At 42.7% G+C, this 22,047-nt stretch carries 16 protein-coding genes and 1 CRISPR repeat array; of the genes, 9 read left to right on the forward strand and 7 right to left on the reverse strand.

Going from position 1 to position 22,047, the window contains the following annotated elements; translation table 11 throughout:
- Positions 1-173: 173 nt before the first annotated feature.
- A CRISPR array of direct repeats spans positions 174-2,506; the repeat unit is 37 nt; unit sequence GTTTCAATCCCTAATAGGGATTTTAGTTGATTGCGAT.
- Between the two features lie 347 nt (positions 2,507-2,853).
- The 4 genes from V7K41_RS31430 to ldpA all read right to left on the reverse strand — a co-directional run bounded on the left by V7K41_RS31430 (position 2,854) and on the right by ldpA (position 7,013).
- Entirely contained in the window at positions 2,854-3,177 is a 324-nt protein-coding gene (locus tag V7K41_RS31430) for a hypothetical protein (RefSeq protein ID WP_322729404.1), read from the reverse strand.
- Positions 3,178-3,356: 179 nt separating this feature from the next.
- On the reverse strand, positions 3,357-3,536 hold the full coding sequence (locus tag V7K41_RS31435; protein ID WP_334854420.1) for a high light inducible protein: 180 nt from the start codon (positions 3,534-3,536) through the stop codon (positions 3,357-3,359).
- A 511-nt stretch (positions 3,537-4,047) separates the two neighbouring features.
- A complete protein-coding gene (locus tag V7K41_RS31440; protein WP_334854421.1) occupies positions 4,048-5,781 on the reverse strand; it encodes a R3H domain-containing nucleic acid-binding protein in 1,734 nt (577 codons plus the stop codon).
- Positions 5,782-5,855: 74 nt separating this feature from the next.
- Positions 5,856-7,013 (reverse strand): circadian clock protein LdpA, encoded by a 1,158-nt coding sequence (gene ldpA, locus V7K41_RS31445; RefSeq protein WP_334854422.1) that lies wholly within the window; start codon positions 7,011-7,013, stop codon positions 5,856-5,858.
- Between the two features lie 220 nt (positions 7,014-7,233).
- On the opposite strand from ldpA, the gene V7K41_RS31450 reads away from it, so the two are divergent.
- The 3 genes from V7K41_RS31450 to V7K41_RS31460 all read left to right on the forward strand — a co-directional run bounded on the left by V7K41_RS31450 (position 7,234) and on the right by V7K41_RS31460 (position 13,405).
- On the forward strand, positions 7,234-11,298 hold the full coding sequence (locus V7K41_RS31450; protein ID WP_334854423.1) for a PAS domain-containing protein: 4,065 nt from the start codon (positions 7,234-7,236) through the stop codon (positions 11,296-11,298).
- A complete protein-coding gene (locus V7K41_RS31455; protein WP_334854424.1) occupies positions 11,295-12,920 on the forward strand; it encodes a hybrid sensor histidine kinase/response regulator in 1,626 nt (541 codons plus the stop codon). Before V7K41_RS31450 ends, V7K41_RS31455 begins: the two co-directional genes overlap by 4 nt.
- A gap of 125 nt (positions 12,921-13,045) precedes the next feature.
- On the forward strand, positions 13,046-13,405 hold the full coding sequence (locus V7K41_RS31460) for a VOC family protein (protein WP_334854445.1): 360 nt from the start codon (positions 13,046-13,048) through the stop codon (positions 13,403-13,405).
- Positions 13,406-13,535: 130 nt separating this feature from the next.
- Here the strand turns inward: V7K41_RS31460 and V7K41_RS31465 are convergent, their stop codons facing one another.
- The 3 genes from V7K41_RS31465 to V7K41_RS31475 form a co-directional block, all read right to left on the reverse strand.
- Positions 13,536-14,735, reverse strand: coding sequence for a Coenzyme F420 hydrogenase/dehydrogenase, beta subunit C-terminal domain (locus V7K41_RS31465; protein WP_334854425.1), 1,200 nt, complete (start codon positions 14,733-14,735; stop codon positions 13,536-13,538).
- A gap of 359 nt (positions 14,736-15,094) precedes the next feature.
- Positions 15,095-16,069, reverse strand: coding sequence for a DNA polymerase III subunit delta' (locus tag V7K41_RS31470; protein ID WP_334854426.1), 975 nt, complete (start codon positions 16,067-16,069; stop codon positions 15,095-15,097).
- A gap of 463 nt (positions 16,070-16,532) precedes the next feature.
- On the reverse strand, positions 16,533-16,946 hold the full coding sequence (locus tag V7K41_RS31475) for a hypothetical protein (RefSeq protein ID WP_334854427.1): 414 nt from the start codon (positions 16,944-16,946) through the stop codon (positions 16,533-16,535).
- A 392-nt stretch (positions 16,947-17,338) separates the two neighbouring features.
- Here V7K41_RS31475 and V7K41_RS31480 point away from each other — a divergent pair, with 392 nt between their 5' ends.
- From V7K41_RS31480 to V7K41_RS31505, 6 genes are all read left to right on the forward strand, one after another.
- Positions 17,339-17,938, forward strand: a complete 600-nt coding sequence (locus tag V7K41_RS31480) for a PadR family transcriptional regulator (protein ID WP_334854428.1) — start codon at positions 17,339-17,341, stop codon at positions 17,936-17,938.
- A 12-nt stretch (positions 17,939-17,950) separates the two neighbouring features.
- Positions 17,951-18,808, forward strand: coding sequence for a sugar kinase (locus V7K41_RS31485; RefSeq protein WP_334854429.1), 858 nt, complete (start codon positions 17,951-17,953; stop codon positions 18,806-18,808).
- A gap of 89 nt (positions 18,809-18,897) precedes the next feature.
- Positions 18,898-19,758 (forward strand): 3'(2'),5'-bisphosphate nucleotidase CysQ family protein, encoded by an 861-nt coding sequence (locus V7K41_RS31490; RefSeq protein WP_334854430.1) that lies wholly within the window; start codon positions 18,898-18,900, stop codon positions 19,756-19,758.
- A 411-nt stretch (positions 19,759-20,169) separates the two neighbouring features.
- Positions 20,170-20,484, forward strand: coding sequence for an RNA recognition motif domain-containing protein (locus tag V7K41_RS31495; RefSeq protein ID WP_292779617.1), 315 nt, complete (start codon positions 20,170-20,172; stop codon positions 20,482-20,484).
- Between the two features lie 123 nt (positions 20,485-20,607).
- Positions 20,608-20,802 carry a 30S ribosomal protein S21 gene (gene rpsU / locus V7K41_RS31500; protein ID WP_069073011.1) on the forward strand — a complete coding sequence of 65 codons (195 nt, stop codon included), beginning with the start codon at positions 20,608-20,610 and terminating at the stop codon, positions 20,800-20,802.
- 512 nt (positions 20,803-21,314) lie between these two features.
- Positions 21,315-22,037, forward strand: a complete 723-nt coding sequence (locus V7K41_RS31505; RefSeq protein ID WP_334854431.1) for a hypothetical protein — start codon at positions 21,315-21,317, stop codon at positions 22,035-22,037.
- The last annotated feature ends 10 nt before the right edge of the window (positions 22,038-22,047 follow it).

The following is a 22,047-nucleotide window of genomic DNA, read 5'->3' on the forward strand; positions in this document are numbered from 1 at the left end:
TTCACATACCGTGAAAAGTCAGATGCATAGTAACTATTGATGTTCTAAACACCCATGAGATAAAGCTTGCAACAATTCTATATCAGTCCATGATTCAGTAGGAGGTGGGAAAACAGACGTATTTTAGTTGATTGTTATGGACAGTGAGCGATCGCCCTAATAGTATTTTTGGTGTTTCAATCCCTAATAGGGATTTTAGTTGATTGCGATCCAGCTTATATTCTTGAAATCGTAAGAGTAAATCGTTTCAATCCCTAATAGGGATTTTAGTTGATTGCGATTGCATTACCTCAATTACAGCAAGGTTGGATTGCTCGTTTCAATCCCTAATAGGGATTTTAGTTGATTGCGATATTTGTGTAAATCACTTTGAGCCAAGGCTTGAGTATTGTTTCAATCCCTAATAGGGATTTTAGTTGATTGCGATCCTGCCGACTTCACAGAAGCACCACGTCTTGTGGATGTTTCAATCCCTAATAGGGATTTTAGTTGATTGCGATCCCCTTCACCCCTGCACGCCGCGATCGCACTCACCCACGTTTCAATCCCTAATAGGGATTTTAGTTGATTGCGATTTGATGAATTTATTGCATTTCCTCGCGGGAACGCCAATGTTTCAATCCCTAATAGGGATTTTAGTTGATTGCGATTTTCATCCAGAGTCTGAAGCAATCGATCCTGCACTGTTTCAATCCCTAATAGGGATTTTAGTTGATTGCGATGGCAAAATCTCGCACTGAAAAGCTTTAACCTCAACTGTTTCAATCCCTAATAGGGATTTTAGTTGATTGCGATTTAGATTGCTAATCGCTCAAGAAATCCGTCCAGTTTCAATCCCTAATAGGGATTTTAGTTGATTGCGATTTGGTGCGACGAGTGTAAGTTTCGCCTTCACTGGTTTCAATCCCTAATAGGGATTTTAGTTGATTGCGATTAGATTCTCTAGTATTCTAGTGTCGTTATCTGTTGTTTCAATCCCTAATAGGGATTTTAGTTGATTGCGATCTGGGTCAACAGTGCGGATGTAGTCGATTAATTGGTCTGTTTCAATCCCTAATAGGGATTTTAGTTGATTGCGATTGTAGATCCTAAGTAATTGCTTGCAGATATATCGTTTCAATCCCTAATAGGGATTTTAGTTGATTGCGATCCTCAATCCACTGGTTTGATTCCTTCCCTCTTTTCAGTTTCAATCCCTAATAGGGATTTTAGTTGATTGCGATATGATGCTAGCTTGATTTTGACTATAGAATCAAAATCAGTTTCAATCCCTAATAGGGATTTTAGTTGATTGCGATGGGACTTGAGAGCCAAAATCGAGACTAAAGCTAAGTTTCAATCCCTAATAGGGATTTTAGTTGATTGCGATGCTGATAAACTTGTTGGGCTAATTTTAAATTTCTTTGTTTCAATCCCTAATAGGGATTTTAGTTGATTGCGATCAACCCCAATCATTCTCATATTTTCTACGTCTGCGTTTCAATCCCTAATAGGGATTTTAGTTGATTGCGATGCAGACACTACAACTACCCTAAGATTGAAAGCAGTTGTTTCAATCCCTAATAGGGATTTTAGTTGATTGCGATACAGGCCCTAGTAAGGTGCGTTTCCACAGTGGACGTTTCAATCCCTAATAGGGATTTTAGTTGATTGCGATTCCTCCGCCTGGTGTCGATCCGGCCGATCCACTTGTTTCAATCCCTAATAGGGATTTTAGTTGATTGCGATAGTTCTAATTGGGCTTCATTCAAAAAACTTTTGTTTCAATCCCTAATAGGGATTTTAGTTGATTGCGATCCCAATGCGATCGCAGCTTCCTTTTGTGTTGGATGTTTCAATCCCTAATAGGGATTTTAGTTGATTGCGATGATAGTTACGCCACCACAACTAGCAATAAAATATGTTTCAATCCCTAATAGGGATTTTAGTTGATTGCGATGACCCAATCTGCACCCAACTTCTAGCCGAACTCGTTTCAATCCCTAATAGGGATTTTAGTTGATTGCGATTATTTATCCAAAGATAGTGCTTATGCCTACAGGACGTTTCAATCCCTAATAGGGATTTTAGTTGATTGCGATCATAGCAGTTCTGCCTGGTCTTGGCTCCCAGTCCGTTTCAATCCCTAATAGGGATTTTAGTTGATTGCGATTTACAGCTAGAGGATTGTGGAGCGCTTTTTCTAGTGTTTCAATCCCTAATAGGGATTTTAGTTGATTGCGATGCAGCATCTGTTGGCACTTTGGAAGTAGGGCGCAGTTTCAATCCCTAATAGGGATTTTAGTTGATTGCGATCTAACTCAGTAGCTACACCCTGCTTAATCCGGTTTCAATCCCTAATAGGGATTTTAGTTGATTGCGATCGCGTCTTTTGACGTGCATAAAACAAGAGTGAGTTTCAATCCCTAATAGGGATTTTAGTTGATTGCGATTGCAATCACGAGTCAACCATTTATCTCTAGTTTTGGCGTTTCAATCCCTAATAGGGATTTTAGTTGATTGCGATCGCAGGCGTCTGAAAGACTTGTGTTATTTAGTTTTCAAGGTTCAATAGCGCGAATGCAAAAATCATAACATAAGGAGTGGCAATTGTGCTAAATGTAAATAGCTGAAACTCAGTCTACATAAGGTGCGCGGATGGTTTTAAGATGCTACAGCCCTCAAATCCTTGCATATATGGCAATTCAGCTATTTTTGTATTCCCCCCTTCCCCAACACCTACCCATCCGCGCATTTAGCTAAAAAACTAATCCGATTGGAAAGCTGTTTACTATAGATATCCTACTCGATTAGGTCAGCTAACTTTAAAGTGATGCCTATGCCTACGCAATTCCAGTATCCCCATGACTAACCTTATTTGGCAACGTCTTCAAAATCTGTTATTGCACAAGCAAATTCTCTAAAAGCTGTTTTAATCAGAACCTCTTTCGTTCCTCTTTCTAGGGAAGAGTTGCGTATTAGGTCTGTTAATTCTATGAACAACAGAGAAAACATAAAACGATCTTGGCGGTCAACTTGTTTCAAACAAGACGATATAAACTGATAAAGCTCTGTTTTTCTGGGTTTGGTTTGTTCATCCCATATTTGCAACCCAAGCCGAAAAGTTCTTAAGCGGATTTCATTAGTGTTGTATGACGCGTCTTTGTAGCGGACTAATACGCGTTGAGGTATATCCATGAGTTTTAGCTATACATATTCAATGTAAAGTCATTATTCACTTATATTTTGGCTCAACCGGAAAAATCTAATATTTTGCACCAATTGCAACAGCCGCCATCGGTTAGAAACGAATGACTGGTGTGGAATATAGAGAATTTTATAGGGTAGAACTGCTGTACTACCCTACGATTGTCAATTTAGAGGATATTCCAGAAATGGAGTAGCCCTTGACCAGAAAAAGCTTCAATCAAAATTGCAGATACAAAACCAATCATTGCAAGACGACCGTTCCAATTTTCACTCTGAGGAGTGAAGCCAAAACGCACACCATTAGGATCTTCTGAAATAATAGGCGCAGTATTCTTAAAATCTGACATGAGCATAACTCCAAAGTTCAAGTTTTGTAGCAGTTGTAACTGTCTGTAAAGTAATGTAACAGATGTTTAAAAAAATGCAAGATTGAGTTGTTTAGGACTTACGCACTCTCTACGAATTATTATCTATCAGACGCTGCGCGATGCTGATGATGACAGCGAATTGCTGCGAGAAGATTGAATTATTAGCTTGAGTATAGATAATGATTTTGACGATTTTTGATGGTTAAAGCGCTTTTCCAATGCATAGACTTTTCTCCTAAAAGGCTACGGTGTACACATAAGTTATCCGATTACCCAAAAGTCCTTCAAAACCTCACCCTGTCCTATCGGACATCCCTTTCTTTAGTAAGGAGAGGGACAGGTTTTGTTGTATAGCAAAACCTTTCTTGAGATATCTCAGGGGCTATGAGACTAACCGTAAATTGCCTTGACAAAGACTTGTGTGTACACCGTAGGTAAGGTTTTAGGGAAGACAAAGCTACACTTTGGCTCTTTAGTAGGGTTCTTAAAGTTACGCTGGATAAATCCGTAATCTTCTATTTGGTTCTTCGCCAAAACTATGCGACTTGAGGCGATAATGTTCTACCAACTCATGTTGCATCTTGCGAACTTGGGGAGAACGCGGCAATAACTCGACTGGCTGTCCTTTAGGAATCACAATTTGCTCAACGGCAAGTCTAGCTTCTTCAAGAGCATCCATTTCATCATCGCTACCATTGTGCAAAAACAATTGTAGTTCTCTATCATCGGCCATTTCTGGGTCGTCGATATTCAGCAACCGCCGCAAACCACGGGTAATTTGGGGAATGGTGCTGGACTTAATCATGTGGATGGGTACATGACGGGCTTTGGCCATTTGGCGTAATTTGGCGTGGTTTTTGACGTGCGATCGCAGTGCTAAAATTGCATCAGCACTATCTATATCTTTTGTCAATACCACAGGTAAAGTTAGCACGCTAATCACCTGTTCTAGTTGGTGGCGGCTAACCCCATAAGGGTAAACGTGCAATGGCAAATCTTCACCATTGGGCCCTGGGTGTCTGGTAACAGCATCTAAATCAATGCTCTCAGAATAATTGAAGGATTCATCTAGCAAACGGTCAAACTCACTGCGCCCAGTTACCCGCTCTACAGGCAATTGCGGCAGTGCGACCATTTGTCCAGATGAACGCCAGCCATTAGACGGTCGCGCCGGTGGGAAAGAATCCTCCACTGTTCCTAGCTGTCCACCACGACCGTTGACAACAGCTAACTGACGTGTAACCGCAATTTTGCCGTGGTCATCAACGGTTCTCGTTTGTGGAGTAGGCTGACGCCCCCGCAGCAAATTATCTACGGTGTCAGCAACACTTTCGTGTACTGTCCAGCGTTGGCGTTCCAACATTTCCACAGCAATTTCAAAGGTAGGTGGGGCTTTCCGCTCCAAAACAGTCTTTTGAGAGCCTCGCCGTCTGGCTTCATCGTCTCCCAGCGTCACAGCTTGGATACCCCCAACTAAATCAGCTAGGGTGGGGTTTTTAATCAGATTTTCGATCTGATTACCGTGGGCAGTACCTACCAACTGTACACCCCGTTCCGCAATGGTACGAGCCGCTAAAGCTTCCAGTTCTGTGCCAATTTCATCAATCACAATGACTTCTGGCATATGGTTTTCCACTGCCTCAATCATCACCTGATGCTGTTCATTTGGATGAGCCACTTGCATCCGCCGGGCGCGACCAATGGCGGGGTGAGCAACATCACCATCCCCAGCGATTTCGTTGGAGGTGTCAATAATCACCACCCGCTTATGCAAATCGTCAGCTAAAACACGGGCTATTTCCCGTAAGGCGGTAGTTTTACCCACGCCTGGACGCCCCAGCATGAGAATCGATTTACCAGTTTCTACCAAATCGCGGATCATGCCAATAGTTCCGAATACGGCTCGACCAACGCGACAGGTCAAGCCAATAATCTTACCAGTGCGGTTGCGAATGGCGCTGATCCGATGCAAAGTTTGCTCAATTCCTGCCCGATTATCTCCGCCAAAGATTCCGACTCGTTGAATGCAATCATCTATCTGTTCTTGAGTAACGGGTACTTCGCTCAAATACTCAGCTTGATTAGGAAAGCGAGCCTCTGGGCGACGACCCAAATCCAAAACCACTTCTACTAAACTATCTCGTTTGGGATGACTCTCTAGTACTTGTTGCAGGTCTTGGGGCAAAATGTCTAATAATTTTTGGAGATCGTCTGTAATCGTCATGCTTTCTATGGTGACGTTTTTAGAGATAGCGAGGACATTTGCATGCAGGAGAACCCGCCCTGGGTATTGAGCGATTAACGCTCCTGCTGTGACTTGATCTGGGAAACGAGAGAATGGGCAAGTTCTACAGCTTGCCAAAGTAATACGTCATCTTCTTCTAGGCGAACAGTCGCCTTCACATTGGTGTTAATTATCTCCTTATTCTCTAACTGTTCGAGAATTGGTGACAGCAGTACACGGGCGTAGCTACCGTATGCGACCCCGGCGATGGAGGCAGGGGAGCAGGGAGCAGGGAGCAAGGGGGAATTTTCTCCTCTGCCCCCTGCCCTCTGCCCCTCTGTCTCTTTAAGTAGTCCCATTGCCTTTAACTTAGCAACGGTATAGCTATTTGTGCCGCCTGATAACTGCACATATCCCGGTAACTTAGCTGCCAAAACTTTTTGCCCTAACTTCACTGCGGCTATTGTGGTGCCATCGCCAATATCACCACTCATGGGACGACCGTCGGTTTGCCAAATTAAAGCACCCTTGATTGGGGCAATCAGGTCATACAGCGCTCTCAAGTAGTCAATCATCCCTTCGCCATCAGGACAGCTGATGGCTAGTAACTTTAGTCGATCGACCCACGGTGAAATTGCTTGCCATAATCGCTCAAATTCTGCCAACCGCCCGACTTTTGTATGGATTTCTACGGCATCTACTCCCGTTGACATTACCAATGACGCGATCGCTCCCGGCGTTGTCACGTATGAAGCTGTATAAATTATACTATAAGGGCAAATTGGTATGCAACGACCGCAGCCATAACACTTTTCGGATACTACTCCTGAAAAGTCTTCTTTGATACTGTCAAACATGATCGCTTGTGCCGGACAAATCCTTTCACAGGGTCTAGGACAGTCTGTAGGACACTCATGAGGATTAAATTCTGCTTTGCGAAAATGGGGATCTTCTCCATCGTTTAGGCTGACCATCAAAAAGGGTAAATTGCCTTTGTAGTCAAAGCCTCGCTTTTGGGCATCCCTAGCCAGAGATTTGGCTGCTTGTAGCCCTGATTGCGCTGCTGCAATTACTGCTGGATCAGCTGCAACATCTATACAGTCAGCGCCCGCCAAAGTATAGGCTAACGTTAAACTTCTGACTGCCGGCAAATGCTGGAAACTGGCTCCGCAGATCAGCTTGAACCAGTCACCTTGTTTGAGAGATTGTAAAGGTACGAACAGATCAGTCACTATTCTATTATGCGTTTATGCGACTAAAAATAGTAGTCTGCGATCGAGAAAAAGTCCGAATTTGCTGATTTAGGGTTTATTGAATTGGGCATTGGGCATGGGGTATGGGGCACAAGAGGCAGAGGTGCACAGGGGCAGAGGGGATAAAACTTACTACAACTTCTTTTCTCCCCTGCTCCCCCGCTCCCGACTCCCGCAGCTGTCTTAGGAGGACAACAACATGACAACTGTATTTTTTGTAGAAGACTCTGCTGAAAATAGAGCTTTGTATCGACGCTTTTTAGAGCGGGACGATCGCTACACTTATGATATTTACGAATTTGAGTCTGGAAATAAGGCGCTACAAGCTTGTCAAGAGAAAATACCAGATGTGATTTTGTTGGACTTTCAATTACCAGATTTAGGCGGGCTGGAATTTCTCACTCAGCTACAGAGGCAAACTTCCAACAGCCAAGTATCAGTAATTATGCTGACTACACAGGGAGACGAAACGATCGCAGTCCAAGCACTTAAAAGTGGGGCGGATGATTATCTAGTCAAGGGAAAACTGACTCGTGAAAATTTCTGCCGCACGATTCATGGGGCGATTAAGCATAAGCAGTTGATGCAGCAGCTAGAACAGCAGCAGGAACAACAACGCCTAGTTGGAGCGATCGCTCTTGATATTCGCCAATCCTTGAAGCTTCAAGATATCCTCGCTACGAGTGTCAAAAAAGTCTGCCAGTTATTCAAGTCCGATCGCGTATTGGTGTATCAATTTACCCATCAAAGACATGGTAGTGTTGTGGCGGAGTCGATACTACCCCAATGGACACCAATTTTCGGACTGGAGATTGAAGCTACCTGTTTTCAGGAAAATCATGGGGAAGAATACCGCCAAGGAAAAATCTGGGCGGCGACGAACATCTACGAAGCGGGTTTAAGTGATAGCCATATTCAACTTTTGGAACAGTTTCAGGTGAAGGCGAATTTAGTTGTCCCCATTTTGTTAGAAAATAAGGGGACTCAAGCACTTGAATGGGGGCTATTTATCGTACATCAATGTTCTGCCCCCCGACAATGGCAGACATTTGAGGTGGAGTTGCTCAATCAACTGACAGTGCAACTAGCGATCGCTATCCAACAAGCCCAATACCACAACCTCCAAACCCTCAACACGGAATTAGAAGCCAAAGTAGAAGAACGCACTGCCAAATTGCACCAAAGCGATCGCCGATTCCGATCGCGGGTAAAAGCAATCTGGAATGAGCAAGGAAATCCAGTACGATTGGTCGGTTCAGTTGGGGACATTAGCGAACAAAAAGAGGCTGAGGAAAAACTCCGACAAAGTGAAGCACTGCTAGCCACAACTCAACAAATCGCCCATGTAGGCAGTTGGGAATTGAATTTAGAAACGAAAAAGCGCTGCTGGTCAATGGAAACCTTTCGTATCTTTGGTCTAAATCCCACTCAAGGCGAACCTAACCAAGTAGAATTTTTCCAAATAATTCACCCAGACGATCACGCCTTGATTAAGACCCAACTCGAACAGGCGATTGCCCAAATAACCCCTTTCAATCTTGAGTATCGAATTATCCGACCTGATGGTTCGGTGCGCTACATTGAGTCGAAAGCAGAGATAGCTTATGACGCTCAAGCGCAGCCAGTTAAGCTGTTGGGAGCGGTTCTAGATATTACAGAACGAAAACAAACCGAGTTAGAAATCATTCGTAGTCGTGACCTGCTAGAAGCTGTTTATAATGAATCCGCTGATGCACTCTTTCTGGTAGATGTCGAAACATTACTGATCGCTGACTGTAACGATCGAGCAGTGGAACTATTTCAAACCTCTAGTAAAGCTGAACTGATTAATATTGAAGGTAACACTCTGCAAAAACAACCGTTCACCTCTGATGAGATAGCCACCTTTGGAGAAGAAATTAACCAGCAAGGGTTTTGGAGTCGAGAAATTGAATATCTTACCAAGCAGGGCAAATCCTTTTGGGGAAACATAGCAGTCAAACAAATCACAGTCGCTGGCAATGTGATGAATTTAATACGAATCACTGATATTACTGCACGGAAGTATGGTGAAGAAGATCGTAAACGAGCAGAAATCGCTCTGCGAGAAAGTGAGGAACGACTACAATTAGCCCTTGAGGCTTCTGGAGATGCTTTGTGGGACTGGAATCTTTTGACTAGACAGGTTTATTACAGCCCTCGTTATTTAGAAATGCTTGGATACCGCTTTGATGAACTCCCACAGGATTTTAGTACCTGGGAGCGATTAGTTCATCCAGACGATTTACCTTGGGTGGAGAAAATTTTGGCAGATCACCTCAAGGATAGTTCAACACCATACAAATTTGACTATCGACTCCGAACTAAGTCGGGGGAATGCAAATGGATTGCCAACTACGGTAAGGTTGTGATGCGAGATGCAGATGGTAATCCTCTGCGAATGATTGGTACTCATCGGGATATCAGCGATCGACAAGCCGCGCTACGCGAACGCAAACAAACTAAAGCAGCCTTAGCCAAAAGTGAAGAACAACTGAGACTAACGTTGGAATTTAACCACATCGGTCTTTGGGATTGGAATGTTCAAACAGGCGAAGTAATCTGGAACGACAACCATTATCGTTTGTTAGGTTTAGATCCAGAAATATCAGCAGCCAGCTATCAACTATGGCGCGATCGCGTGCATCCAGAGGATGTTGACCGAATTGAACAGGCTGTATCAAATGCACTGACACAACATATTAATTTTCAAGGTGAATATCGAGTGATTTTTTCCGATGGCAGGGTTCACTGGCTCACAGGGAAAGGGCGTGGTGTTTACAACGAAGCAGGCAAGCCTGTACGGATGTTAGGGGTAATTATTGATATAAATGAGCACAAGATTCTAGAGCGAGAACTAGCTCACAAGCAAAAGTTATTGGATACCTTCATCAATAGTGCACCCGTTGGTATAACTATTCTCGATTGGGAACTACGTTATTCATTAATTAATGAAGCATTAGCAGAAATTAATGGCATTCCCGCAGCGGCGCATTTTGGCAAGACACCGTCGGAGATTGTCCCTGATATAGCACCCAAACAAGAGCAAGTCTTTCGACATATCTTAACAACGGGTGAACCGATTCTGGATTTGGAAATCAGTGGAGAAACCCCAAAATTTCCAGGTGTAATCAGGACTTGGCTAGCTTCTTACTTTCCAATTCAGTCTGAAGCCGATGAACCTATTAGCATAGGCGTTGTTGTAGTTGAAATCAGCGATCGCAAACGCGCTGAACAAATGTTAGAGTTGCAAGCAGTCATCACCCGCAACATGGCAGAAGGAATTTGCCTAGTTCGTACTACAGATGGCGTGTTTGTCTACGCCAATCCTAAATTCGAGCAAATGTTTGGCTATGACCCTGGTGAATTAATCGGTCAGCATGTGTCGATCGTCAACTACGGTGATAAACATAATACACCTGAAGATGTTAATCAGGTGATTTGCACTGCTGTTATGGAACACGGTGAAGCAACCTATGAAGTGCATAATATTAAAAAAGATGGCACTCCATTCTGGTGTAGCGCTACCGCTTCCGTTTTTGAACATCCTGAGTATGGAAACGTCCTTGTCGCCATCCAACAAGATATCACCGAACAAAAGCAAGCGGAAGAAAAAATCAAAGCCTCTCTAAAAGAAAAGGAAGTATTACTCAAAGAAATTCATCATCGTGTTAAGAACAATTTAGGAATTGTCAGCAGTTTGCTGCAAATGCAATGCAGACGTACACAATATCCTGTGGTGACAGCTATTTTGCGCGATAGTCAAAACCGCATTGCTTCCATTGCCCTAGTTCATGAAAAACTATACTGTTCTGAAAACCTCGCTGATATTGATTTCGCTCAATACATTCCAGATTTAACAACTCATTTATTTGATTCCTATAATGTCAGTTCCAGCCAAATTCAACTAAATATTCAAGTTGAGAATGCTAGCCTCGACATTGAAACTGCCATTCCTTGTGGCTTGATTATCAACGAACTGGTTTCTAATGCTTTAAAATACGCCTTTGCTGGTAATCGTGGAGGCAAAATTGAGGTTAAGTTTTATCAAGAATTTGAATCTGCTTTGACACTCATTATTAGAGATAATGGTATTGGCTTACCTGAAAATTTTGATAGCAAAAAAACTAAAACGCTGGGCATAACCCTTGTCCAGGGTTTAGTCAAACAGTTAAGGGGAAAGCTTGAAATTGACTCTCAACACGGAACAGAGTTCAAAATTACTTTTACAAACAGCCGATCATGAACATAATTGGCATACCATCAAACACGCAGAGAAAGGAGATAGTTGAAGTCCTTGTTGTTGAAGATGAATATATTCTTGCTATCAATTTACAAGAAACTTTAGAGTCTCTAGGATATGTTGTTTTAGATATTGCCGATTCTGCCGAAGGGGCAATTACAAAAGCAACCGAATTACGTCCAAACTTGATTTTAATGGATATCAGATTACGGGGTGAAATGGACGGCATTCAAGCAGCAGAGCGAATTTGGCATCATTTGCAAATTCCTATTATCTACGTCACAGGTCACTCTGATAAAAGTAGTGTTGAACGGGCAACGCTGACATCCCCCTTTGGATATATTCTCAAACCCATCAAGGAACAAGAACTTTATGTTGCCATTAAAACCGCTCTCAATCGCTACAATCGCGAGCAATTTTTGAGTTCTGTGCTTCGAGGAATGGGTGATGGGGTAATTGTAGTAGATACTGAGTTGCATATTAAGTACATCAATCAGGTAGCTGAAGCTCTGACAGGGTGGCGATGGAATGAAGCTAAAGACAAGATGTTAACTGAAGTTATTAAACTCATTGATGAAAAAACTCAGCTGTCGGCAAAAAATCCAATTATCGCAGCCCTCAAACAAGAAACTACTATATATCTAGGCAGTGGCGTCCTACTAGTTGCTAGAGACGGCACAACTATACCAATAGCCGATAGCGCTACACCTCTGAGAAATAACAGCGGTGTAATTACAGGAGCCGTATTGGTTTTCCGGGATGACACACAACGACGGTTAACTGAAGAACGTAATCTCGCAGCTGAACGTGCCCAACAACTAGAAATTCGCGTGGCAGAACTTCAACACGTGAACCAGTTAAAAGAAGATTTTCTGGCAACCACTTCTCATGAAATGCGAACGCCCTTGTCAAACATCAAAATGGCAATCTCTGTGCTAGAAAATATTCTCGATCGGCAGGGCGTTTTACATTTAAAAGCACTTTCTCCATCTGAATCTGTAGCTCGTTACTTAACTATTTTGCGCGATCAGTGCGAACAAGAGCTAGATTTGATAGACAATTTGCTGCATATACGAATGATTGATGCAGATATATATCCGTTAGAATTAACTTCAATTCAACTCCAAAACTGGCTGCCTCACGTTGCCGAGTATTTTCAGGAACGCGCTCAAGCTAGAGAACAGTCTTTTCAAATTAGTGTTTCTCCAAATTTACCACCTTTAGTTTCAGACTTGGCTAGCCTGACTGAAATAGTCTCAGAGTTACTCAACAATGCTTGTAAATACACTCCGCCTGATGGAGAGATTGCGTTGAATGTTCAGCTAATTTACATTACAAAAAGTCTGATAAATGAAGATGCTAAATTTGGTGCATTACATAATTTTCAAGTTCCTTATTTTCAAATCACAATTAGCAATTCTGGGGTGATAATTCCGAAAAAAGAACAATCTCGAATTTTTGAGCCGTTTTACCGGATTCCTGAAAGCGATCGCTGGCAACAGAGCGGCACAGGATTAGGTTTAACATTGGTTAAGAAGTTAGTAGAATATCTCCAAGGCACGATTGAAGTTACCAGTTCTCAGGGCTGGACAACGTTTACAGTTCAGCTGCCTTTGAGTTTGTGATGGTATTTGTCATTTGTCATTTGTCCTTTGTCATTTGTCATTGGACATGGTTATTTCTCCTCTGCTCCCCGAAAGAGTTCAAACTACGCCAAAATCTAAATAAACGCGATCGCATCTTACCGACAATGCAGATTACCCAAAGTCTCCATACAGCGATTCTTGTGACTGACTTAGAACGCTCTGAACATTTTTATGGGAAAGTATTGGGATTATCTAAAATAGATCGTTCCCTAAACTATGCTGGTGCATGGTATCAAGTTGGCGACTATCAAATTCACCTGATAGTTGCAACCACTGTTCCCACGGAAAACCCAAACGAAAAATGGGGACGTAATCCTCACGTCGCCTTCACAGTAACTGACTTAGACGCCGCCAAACAGGAATTCCTCAATCATAATTATCCCATTCAAGCCAGCGCCTCCGGTCGCGCTGCCCTGTTCACTCAAGACCCAGATGGGAATATTATCGAGTTGAGTCAGCAGTAAGGGGAAGTGGGGAATGGGGGGTGGGAGAAAAGGGGACAAGGGAGAATTATTAAACAAGTTTTTTCCTTGTCTTCCCCCTCTCCCTTGTCTTCCCTGTCTCTTCCCAATGTCCAATGCCCCAGTCCCTCTTCTATTCTGGTAATTTATATTGCCCAACAATGCGCTTGGCAAACTCTGGAACGTGCGCTTCTAATTTCTCTGGATGATTCCGCTTCACATACAAATAATTGCGAGTAAAGTGAGAATCAATGGAAAATCGCGCATATTCTAGACCCTTGGGGCCGATTTTTTCGATTACCACACCCATCAGTTTTGCTGCCCACATCGGTAGGGTTACGCCTTTATCGTAAGCGGGAATACTTTGCTGTACGGCTTCTTTGCGGTTGCCTTTAGACATCACAGCTTGAGTATCTAACTGGTCTTTCACTAAATCCAGCATTTCCTTACCAGTGTCATTTCTAACTACAATCCATTGCCAACCGAAGGGTGCGCCCATATAACCAACAACTAAATCAGCTAGGGAGTTGACGTAATCAAAGCAACTCATACAAGATGGGGCAAAGACATCTTTGAGTTTGTTGGTCTTCAAGCCAAAGAAAGGCACTGTTTCTGATGAGCCATCTTCATGTTTGAAATGAACCCGGAAGTCTTGCATGAATTCGTAATGCACAACTGTATCAGGCGAACGGCTGGTGGTTTCTAAGAATTTTTGCAATCCAGCGCGGTTAACGTTATCTACGCAGGGCGTACCCAAAACATACAGCTTTTCTAAACCAAGTTGTTTTTCTACGGCTCGTAATGCCTGGATTTGGCAACCAACACCAATTACCAACAGCCGCTTCATCCCCGATTTTTCCACCTGTTCTAATACCGAAAGGTTCGGAGAAAGCGTTGGTTTATTTACTCGTGCTGCTAGTATTTCTTCTGGAGTACGGGCGATGACGGGCATGGGTTGAAAGCGGTCTTCTTTGGTGTTTTGCACGCAGACTACACCTTCAACTAAGCCGCGATTAAGCATTTCAATGGCAATGCTGCTAACAATACCCGTCCATTGTGCGCCTTCGATGGGTTGTTGTTTCTTCGCCGCTATCATGTCTTGATGAACACCAAAGTAGAGTTCATTGGGGTTTTCGAGATGGCGCGATCGCCTGTGCGTTTCTTCTTCAAGTTCGCCTATTTGCTGATTAATAAAAGCGCAGGCTTCCTTGACATAGTGAATATAGTATGTATCACATAGTCCGCACTCGCTACAGAGTTCTTTGGCAGGGCGGCGACTGGTAGGTTTTAAGGCTCTGGCTTTTTTGTGCTTGCTAGAATCAACTGAGGTCATATAAATTTTTTGTTTTATTCAGGAATCGCTTTTATTACAATACCTTCACTGGCTATGAACTTGACGATAGAGATTGAACAAGAAATTGTAATAGACCTCTTGCACAAATGCAAAATTCGCCCTCATCCCCCAACCCCTTCTCCCAATATTGGGAGAAGGGGAGTCCTCACCCTAAATCCCTCTCCCAAGCTTGGGAGAGGGATTTAGGGTGAAAGCTCATTGATTCATGCAAGAAGTCCAATGTTTTTAAACGCAGAGGGACGCAAAGTAACGCAGAGTTTTGCTTAATTTATTTTGCTACGAATTAATTAAATATTGTACTGAGGCTTTGATGAGGAACTATAGAAATGCAATCGCACTCAGCGATGAGTAGGAGAAATAGAATTTGATTTTTGATACACAGATAAAAGCAGACATTCCCAAACTAGTCGTGGTTGAGCGTAAGAAAGCAAGTGTTTTCGAGATTCTTCTAACTGGTTAATGATACTAGATTGATGCCACTGCTGCCAGTAGAATTGCTGAAGATAATCAACTAACCATAGTTGTGCTTCTGTATCTAAATCCTTTTCAATTTTTTTGGCTAACTCTAAAGCGTTACGGTAAGATTTAGGCGCTTTTTTCAAGTCTTCAAGTAACTCAGGGGGAATAGCTTGTAATTGCTCATAAGATGCGATCGCACTTCCAGCACTACCAGCTGCTATGCTCAATACTGCCTGATTTTGCAAAATTTCCTGATGACCTGTTTGTGTGAGTACAACAGCCAAAGACTGTGCATCTAAGCGATAAAAAGGAATGCGTTGACAGCGTGATACCAAAGTCGGCAACACAGATTCAGGTGTTGGTGCAATTAAAATTAATGTTGCCTGTCCCGGTTCTTCCAAGGTTTTAAGTAAAGCATTCGCTGCGGCTTCTGCCATTGTTTGGGCTTCTTGCAGCACTACCACATTTCTCGGCGCTTCCAAGGGCGGACGACCTAAAAACTCGGTAATTTCCCGAATTTGCTCTAGTCGAATTACCGGAGGTGCTTTACGCTTGAGTCCTTTCTCGGCTGCTTCTGTTGCTGTTAATCGTTGTCCCTGGTATTGGTATGTTGGTTGCACCCACAATAAAGCTGGATGGTTGCCTTGACGCAAACGATTTTGTAAAGATGCAGTAACTCCCATCCCACTAGAAAATAGCAATTCCACAAAGCATCTGGCTGCTAAACTCCTGCCTACACCATCTGGCCCCACAAATAAGTAGGCTGGAGGAACCCGGTTTTGTCTGACAGCCTGAGTAAGTAATTCTATAGCTTGCTGTTGTCCAATAACTGGTGCAAATGGGTCATTAGTCATTGATTAGATGTTGTAGAACTGCTGACAGGTCAATCGGTATGGCATAAAGCTGAAAGACCTCAGCCTTTGGTAGCAGTTAATTGATGAGTGCTGAGTACGATTCTTACTTTTTTACTCAGCACTTTTTGGGTAAATTAGCGATCGCTTATAAAAATCTTACCTTTAGGGACTTCCAGTTAAAAAACATCCCATCGTAGGGGCACGGCATACCGCATACGTGTCAACTTAAGAAAAAATCTGCTTTGAGAGGACGTTTTGCCCTCATCCCCTAACCCCTTCTCCCAAGTTCGGAGAAGGGGAACTAGAGAATTTGCTCCCCTCTCCCAATTTTGGGAGAGGGGCTGGGGGTGAGGGTCAAACCTGGAATAGTTCGCCAAATCTAGCTTATACGTTAAGTTGACACCAATGGGCATACCGTGCCCCCACTACAAATAATTTGGGATATTGATTTTTTGCAAGTCCTTTAAACCTTAGACGTGAGAAATTTGGATATCTCTGCATGTGCCAACACAGCACCAGGTTCGCGCTGGAGAGCGTTGTAATACTTTCTCTCGAAGGTATTGCCCGTCTCTAACGGTACAATGAGTGTACGGACATCAGCAATCAATTTTTGGAAATCCTCCAGCAATATCGGTTCATCTGCTTGGAGCATTTCATCAACTTGCACAACCATCTCAGAAATGCGATGTAGCCAAGCAAATTGTTCGTGAGCGATGACTAGCTGAAGAAGTTCTGCACTTGATACTCGTCCACTAATCTGTTCGTAGGCAATGCGTTCTGTCTCCAGCAACATCTTGTGAAGGTAGAGTAATTTGTTTCGTAAATCACGCAGATATTGATGCTGACGTATTCTTTGTGTAAGTGTGTTAGAAGTCAATGTTACTTATCCTCTCGTTACAATAGTCTTCAATGGCTTAAATAATTTCTAAGCATTGAGAATTGGGCACTGGCGTCATTGGGCGAGAAGTTACAGGAGATAGGGAATAATTTGTACCCTGTAACCTATTCCCTTCTTCCCTACTCAGCACTAGCTCAACCCTAGCTATCCGCTAACAGCACTCCTGAAGGGAGTTGGTAACTCTTCCCCATGCCCTTGTGAATGGAGTTTTTTATGTATTTGGTTTCCTTGCTAAGAAGCATTATAATTAACATATTTTTTTATAACCGTTATATCTTATATTTGATTAATCATATATTAGCATAAAATTAGTGAGAAGTACATAGTGTAGAACTGAGCGAGAAAATATCAATTATGGGAAAACCATCTTCATGTCGCTAGCAAATGTAATTTTAGGTCTTCTTCAGCAGCAAGAAATGACGGGCTACGACCTGAAAACGAGCTGCTTCGATCAATGCATTGCCCATTTATGGCCAGCAGATCAGGCACAAATTTACAGAACTCTTGATAAGCTAGTTGAGCAAGGCTGGATTACCTGTAACATTGAGATTCAACACGATCGCCCCAACCGCAAAGTCTACAGTGTGACGGAGCTAGGGAAAGCCGAATTTAGCCGATGGCTAGGGATTCATCAGCCCTTACCGACTATAAGAGAACCTTTACTCGTCCAGTTGCATTTTGCAGATCAGTTGTCGAATGAAACCATCATTCACCTACTGGAGCAACAATTGGCGGCTCGAAGCAAAAAACTGACTGAATGTGAAACCATCGATTTGCCATCAGTCGGTGATGAATCTGCCAACCGCAAGCAGGTGATGCAAAGGCTGGTGCTGGAGTTGGTAATCCGAAGAGAAGAGACTTATATTGATTGGTTGAAGACAGCAATCGATGTTATCAGTCGCCAAGAGCCATACCCATTTATTAAGAAAGAATTCAGGAGTCAGGAGCCAGAATTCAGAATTGAATTTTGAACGAAAGAGCAGATGAATCGTGGATTATTTGTAGGTTTAATAACTTTAGATTTGATTTACCTTGCTGACTCTGCCCCTAAGAATAATCAGAAGATTGTCGCTACTGACTATACTGTAGCGGCAGGGGGTCCAGCAACAAACGCGGCTGTAACTTTCAATTATTTAGGAAATCAGGCTACAGTCTTAGGTGTAGTGGGTTCTCACCCAATTACGCAGCTAATTCGAGGTGACTTGGCAAATTACAAAGTTGCGATCGCAGACCTTGAGCCTACCACTGATTTAGTACCGCCTGTATCTTCGATCGTTGTCACTCAAGCCACAGGTGAACGCGCTGTGGTTTCGATCAATGCTGTCAAAACTCAAGCTAGCAGCGCATCTATCCCGCCAGATATTTTGCAAAATGTCGATATCGTACTGATTGATGGACATCAGATGGCGGTTAGTGATTCCATAGTTCAAATGGCTAAAGCCAATAATATCCCAGTCGCGATCGATGCTGGTAGTTGGAAGCCTGGATTTGAGCAAATTCTGTCATTTGTGGATTACGCCATCTGTTCAGCTAATTTTTATCCCCCCAACTGCCAGACTGGAGAAGACGTTTTTAGTTATCTCAGTGGATTTGACATTCCTCATATTGCCATTACCCACGGGCAAGAACCAATTGAATACTTGAGTGGCACTAAAACTGGTATCGTAGATGTGCCGCAGATTCAAGCAGTTGATACATTAGGGGCTGGAGATATTTTCCACGGTGCTTTCTGTCATTACATTTTAAGGCAAAGCTTTATTGATGCACTGGCACTGGCAGCTAATATTGCTGCTGATTCCTGTAAATTTTTTGGTACTCGGTGCTGGATGAATTTAAAATAATTCGTAATTCGTAATTCGTAATTAGTTAAAATAAGTATCGCTGTGCCTCCCGAATCACGTTATACATATTTTTAATTCAGGTCAAATTAATGAAAGATTTACAAGAAATATTAGCGATCGCTCGTGAGGTAGGTTGGGGCGCAGCAGATATACTGCGATCGTATTACCACGGCACTGCAAAAAACCCTAACTTAGAAGTCCAATATAAGCAGAATGAGCCTGTCACTGTTGCCGATGTAGCTGTGAGTCAATACATTTTGCAGAGGCTACAAGCAACTTTAGGTAACGAAGATTTTGCTTACATCAGCGAAGAAACTTATCAATCGCCTAGTAGTAGTAAAAAGCCTTTTGTCCCTTGGATATGGATAATTGACCCTTTGGATGGTACGCGAGACTTTATCGAAAAAACTGGCGACTATGCAGTTCACATTGCTTTAGTCAAGGAAACACGCCCAGTGTTGGCAGTGGTGGCAGTACCAGAGGCTCAAAAGTTATATTATGCTACCAAAGGCGGGGGTACATTTGTAGAAACCCGTAACGGATCTGTTCCTTTAAAAGTGTCGTCAGGCAAACGAGTTGAAGATTTAACCTTAGTCGTTAGTCGCTCTCACCGCAACCAACGGTTAGATCGTTTACTACACAATTTACCCTGTCAAAACCAGAAATCTGTGGGTAGTGTAGGCTGCAAAATCGCCACCATTGTCGAGCAACAGGCAGATATCTACATTTCCCTTTCCGGCAAGTCTGCGCCCAAAGACTGGGATATAGCCGCTCCAGAATTGATTTTAACAGAAGCTGGTGGTAAATTTACCCACTTCGACGGCACTCCGTTGCAGTATAACACTGGTGATATCAATCAATGGGGAGGTTTGCTAGCTAGTAATGGGGAATATCACGAAGTACTATGTAAAAAAGCAGAAGGTATCTTAGCGCAGTTTGACCATAGCTAACGGGGTACTGGAAGATGAATATTTTTTAATTTGCTTTAATTTGCTTTTAAGACAGTCGCTCGTGGTATGATTAATCGTGTTACCAATAATAATCTTTGCCCCTTAAGTCCACGGCTTAATTTTAAAAACACTAAATATTTGGGCGATCGCGAGTTAATTACGATCTCCGATTAAAAGTGTAACTTTTATAGTACAAGTACAAGCAACAAAAGCCAGTCTTTAGAAAGTCTGCAAACCTTCCTTAAAGGTTTGATTTGTGAATAAAATTCACTATCAGACAATATTCAAAGGCTGAATGCTGTGCTACACTCATGGACATAAAGATTATTTTCGGTCGAGTAACTCGTTTTGATTTCTAAAAACCGTCTCTCCGAATTTAACTCTCTACACTCCCTGAATTCGGAGATTTCTATGTCAATTTACGTCGGAAACCTGTCCTATCAGGTTACAGAAGATGACCTAAAGCAGGCTTTTGCAGAATACGGAACAGTAAATCGTGTTCAACTACCCACAGATCGGGAAACAGGCCGGCCGCGTGGGTTTGCTTTTGTGGAAATGGAATCAGACACGCAAGAACAAGCTGCCATTGATGCACTTGATGGTGCTGAGTGGATGGGACGTGATTTGAAAGTGAACAAAGCTAAACCTCGTGAGGAAAGAAGTAACTCCTCTCGTGGTAGTTGGGGTGGCGGTAATAATGCCCGCCGCAACAATAATCGCTACTAAGTCGATTCCTGAGAATTTCACATTTAGAGTCTCCAGCAGATAAAGCCAAAGGCTCCATTCTGCTGGAATATTTTATTTTGTATCTAGTCTTGAACTATTCATCCACATTAAGGAGGAATGAGAATGACACAAGTAGTTTTAGGGGAGAATGAAGGTATTGAATCAGCCTTAAGAAGATTTAAACGGGAAGTTTCTAAAGCAGGAATTTTCCAAGATATGAGAAAAAAGCGTCACTTTGAAACCCCCATAGAAAAAGAGAAGCGTAAAGCAATTGCTAGGCACAAGCAACGTCGTCAACAACGTTCTCGCTTCAATTAAAAAGTCCAAGCAAATTTGCCCTTCGATTTAATATCCAGCCAGCATCTCTTCATTGTTGCCATACCTCCGGCAAGCCACAAGTCATTAGACATACATCAATCAATAAACAACACTGTTCTTAGTCGCGCTAAAAGCCAATACAGCGCTACTAACTACCCTCACCCTAAATCCCTCTCCCAAGCTTGGGAGAGGGACTTTAAAATTGACTACCCTTCTCCCAACTTGGGATTCGGGGAACTAGAGAATTTGCTCCCCTCTCCCAATTTTGGGAGAGGGGTTGGGGGTGAGGGTCAAACCTGGAAAGTTCGCCAAATCTAGCTTATACGTTAAGTTGACACCAATGACAGCTAGCTATGCGCCCCTACCTTGTATCTAATTCCACAAAGAAGCGCTATAGTTTGTTGAATTCCATTTGCGGAATTCACAGCAATATAAATGTATTCTTCCTCCATATCCCTAAAGTATTGTAGATATCATTAGTCTGCAATCCCTGGCTCTGGATTTTGAAAAAAATGTTACGACTTTATCATTTATTACTAGGCTCTATTTTACTGGTATCAATACCGGTGGGAGCCAAGTTTGTTCTACCCCAATTTTCTCCACCCAAAGTAGTAAAAACTCCTACCGTTGCAAAATTTCCCAACTCTAATCAGGGAAATATCTGGCAGAAAATTCTGGGAAATGCTGCTGCTCCAACTAACTGGCAAGTTGCTCCCTGTGAAGGAAATGCACCCCTGTTGTGTGTCTCTTCCAAAGAAAAACGTTTGGGTACAGTTGAGATTAACATTTACCCATTAGCAAACAATGAAGATTTCCGAAAGAAACTTTTAGCAGCTGGTATTCCAACTGCTTCTCTAATAGACTACCAAAGTTCCAAGTACCAAACCCAGTTATTACCAGTACTTAAGACTTGGGTTGTAGACCACTACGCTGCGTTTGCCAAAGATCGTCAGGGTGAATATGGAAAAAAGATTATTTTCTCAGCCTACCCACTGCAACCAGTACCCATTGGTAAGCTTCAGGGAATCCGCTATGGGTTCGTCGGACTTAAGCAACAAGGTGGAGTACAAGAGCAACATATCGGTCATGTTGCCTTTGATGGCAGTAAACTTTACGTAATTACTACTGCATTTGACACAGGTACGCAAACAGGGAAGTTTGATAAACTAGAAAACTTGGCTATTTTTCAACCTTACTTATATGCGATCGCAGCAGATTTGCATTTACCCCAATAGGAATTGGAGA

The sequence above is a fragment of the Nostoc sp. genome (genome assembly GCF_036917415.1).
GTDB lineage: Bacteria > Cyanobacteriota > Cyanobacteriia > Cyanobacteriales > Nostocaceae > Nostoc.

Bases quoted from the DNA above. Each gene is read 5' to 3' on its own strand.
- V7K41_RS31430 (WP_322729404.1), bottom strand. From the start codon at position 3,177: ATGGATATACCTCAACGCGTATTAGTCCGCTACAAAGACGCGTCATAC.
- V7K41_RS31435 (WP_334854420.1), bottom strand. From the start codon at position 3,536: ATGTCAGATTTTAAGAATACTGCGCCTATTATTTCAGAAGATCCTAAT.
- V7K41_RS31440 (WP_334854421.1), bottom strand. From the start codon at position 5,781: ATGACGATTACAGACGATCTCCAAAAATTATTAGACATTTTGCCCCAA.
- V7K41_RS31450 (WP_334854423.1), top strand. From the start codon at position 7,234: ATGACAACTGTATTTTTTGTAGAAGACTCTGCTGAAAATAGAGCTTTG.
- V7K41_RS31455 (WP_334854424.1), top strand. From the start codon at position 11,295: ATGAACATAATTGGCATACCATCAAACACGCAGAGAAAGGAGATAGTT.
- V7K41_RS31460 (WP_334854445.1), top strand. From the start codon at position 13,046: ATGCAGATTACCCAAAGTCTCCATACAGCGATTCTTGTGACTGACTTA.
- V7K41_RS31465 (WP_334854425.1), bottom strand. From the start codon at position 14,735: ATGACCTCAGTTGATTCTAGCAAGCACAAAAAAGCCAGAGCCTTAAAA.
- V7K41_RS31470 (WP_334854426.1), bottom strand. From the start codon at position 16,069: ATGACTAATGACCCATTTGCACCAGTTATTGGACAACAGCAAGCTATA.
- V7K41_RS31480 (WP_334854428.1), top strand. From the start codon at position 17,339: ATGTCGCTAGCAAATGTAATTTTAGGTCTTCTTCAGCAGCAAGAAATG.
- V7K41_RS31485 (WP_334854429.1), top strand. From the start codon at position 17,951: ATGAATCGTGGATTATTTGTAGGTTTAATAACTTTAGATTTGATTTAC.
- V7K41_RS31490 (WP_334854430.1), top strand. From the start codon at position 18,898: ATGAAAGATTTACAAGAAATATTAGCGATCGCTCGTGAGGTAGGTTGG.
- V7K41_RS31495 (WP_292779617.1), top strand. From the start codon at position 20,170: ATGTCAATTTACGTCGGAAACCTGTCCTATCAGGTTACAGAAGATGAC.
- rpsU (WP_069073011.1), top strand. From the start codon at position 20,608: ATGACACAAGTAGTTTTAGGGGAGAATGAAGGTATTGAATCAGCCTTA.
- V7K41_RS31505 (WP_334854431.1), top strand. From the start codon at position 21,315: ATGTTACGACTTTATCATTTATTACTAGGCTCTATTTTACTGGTATCA.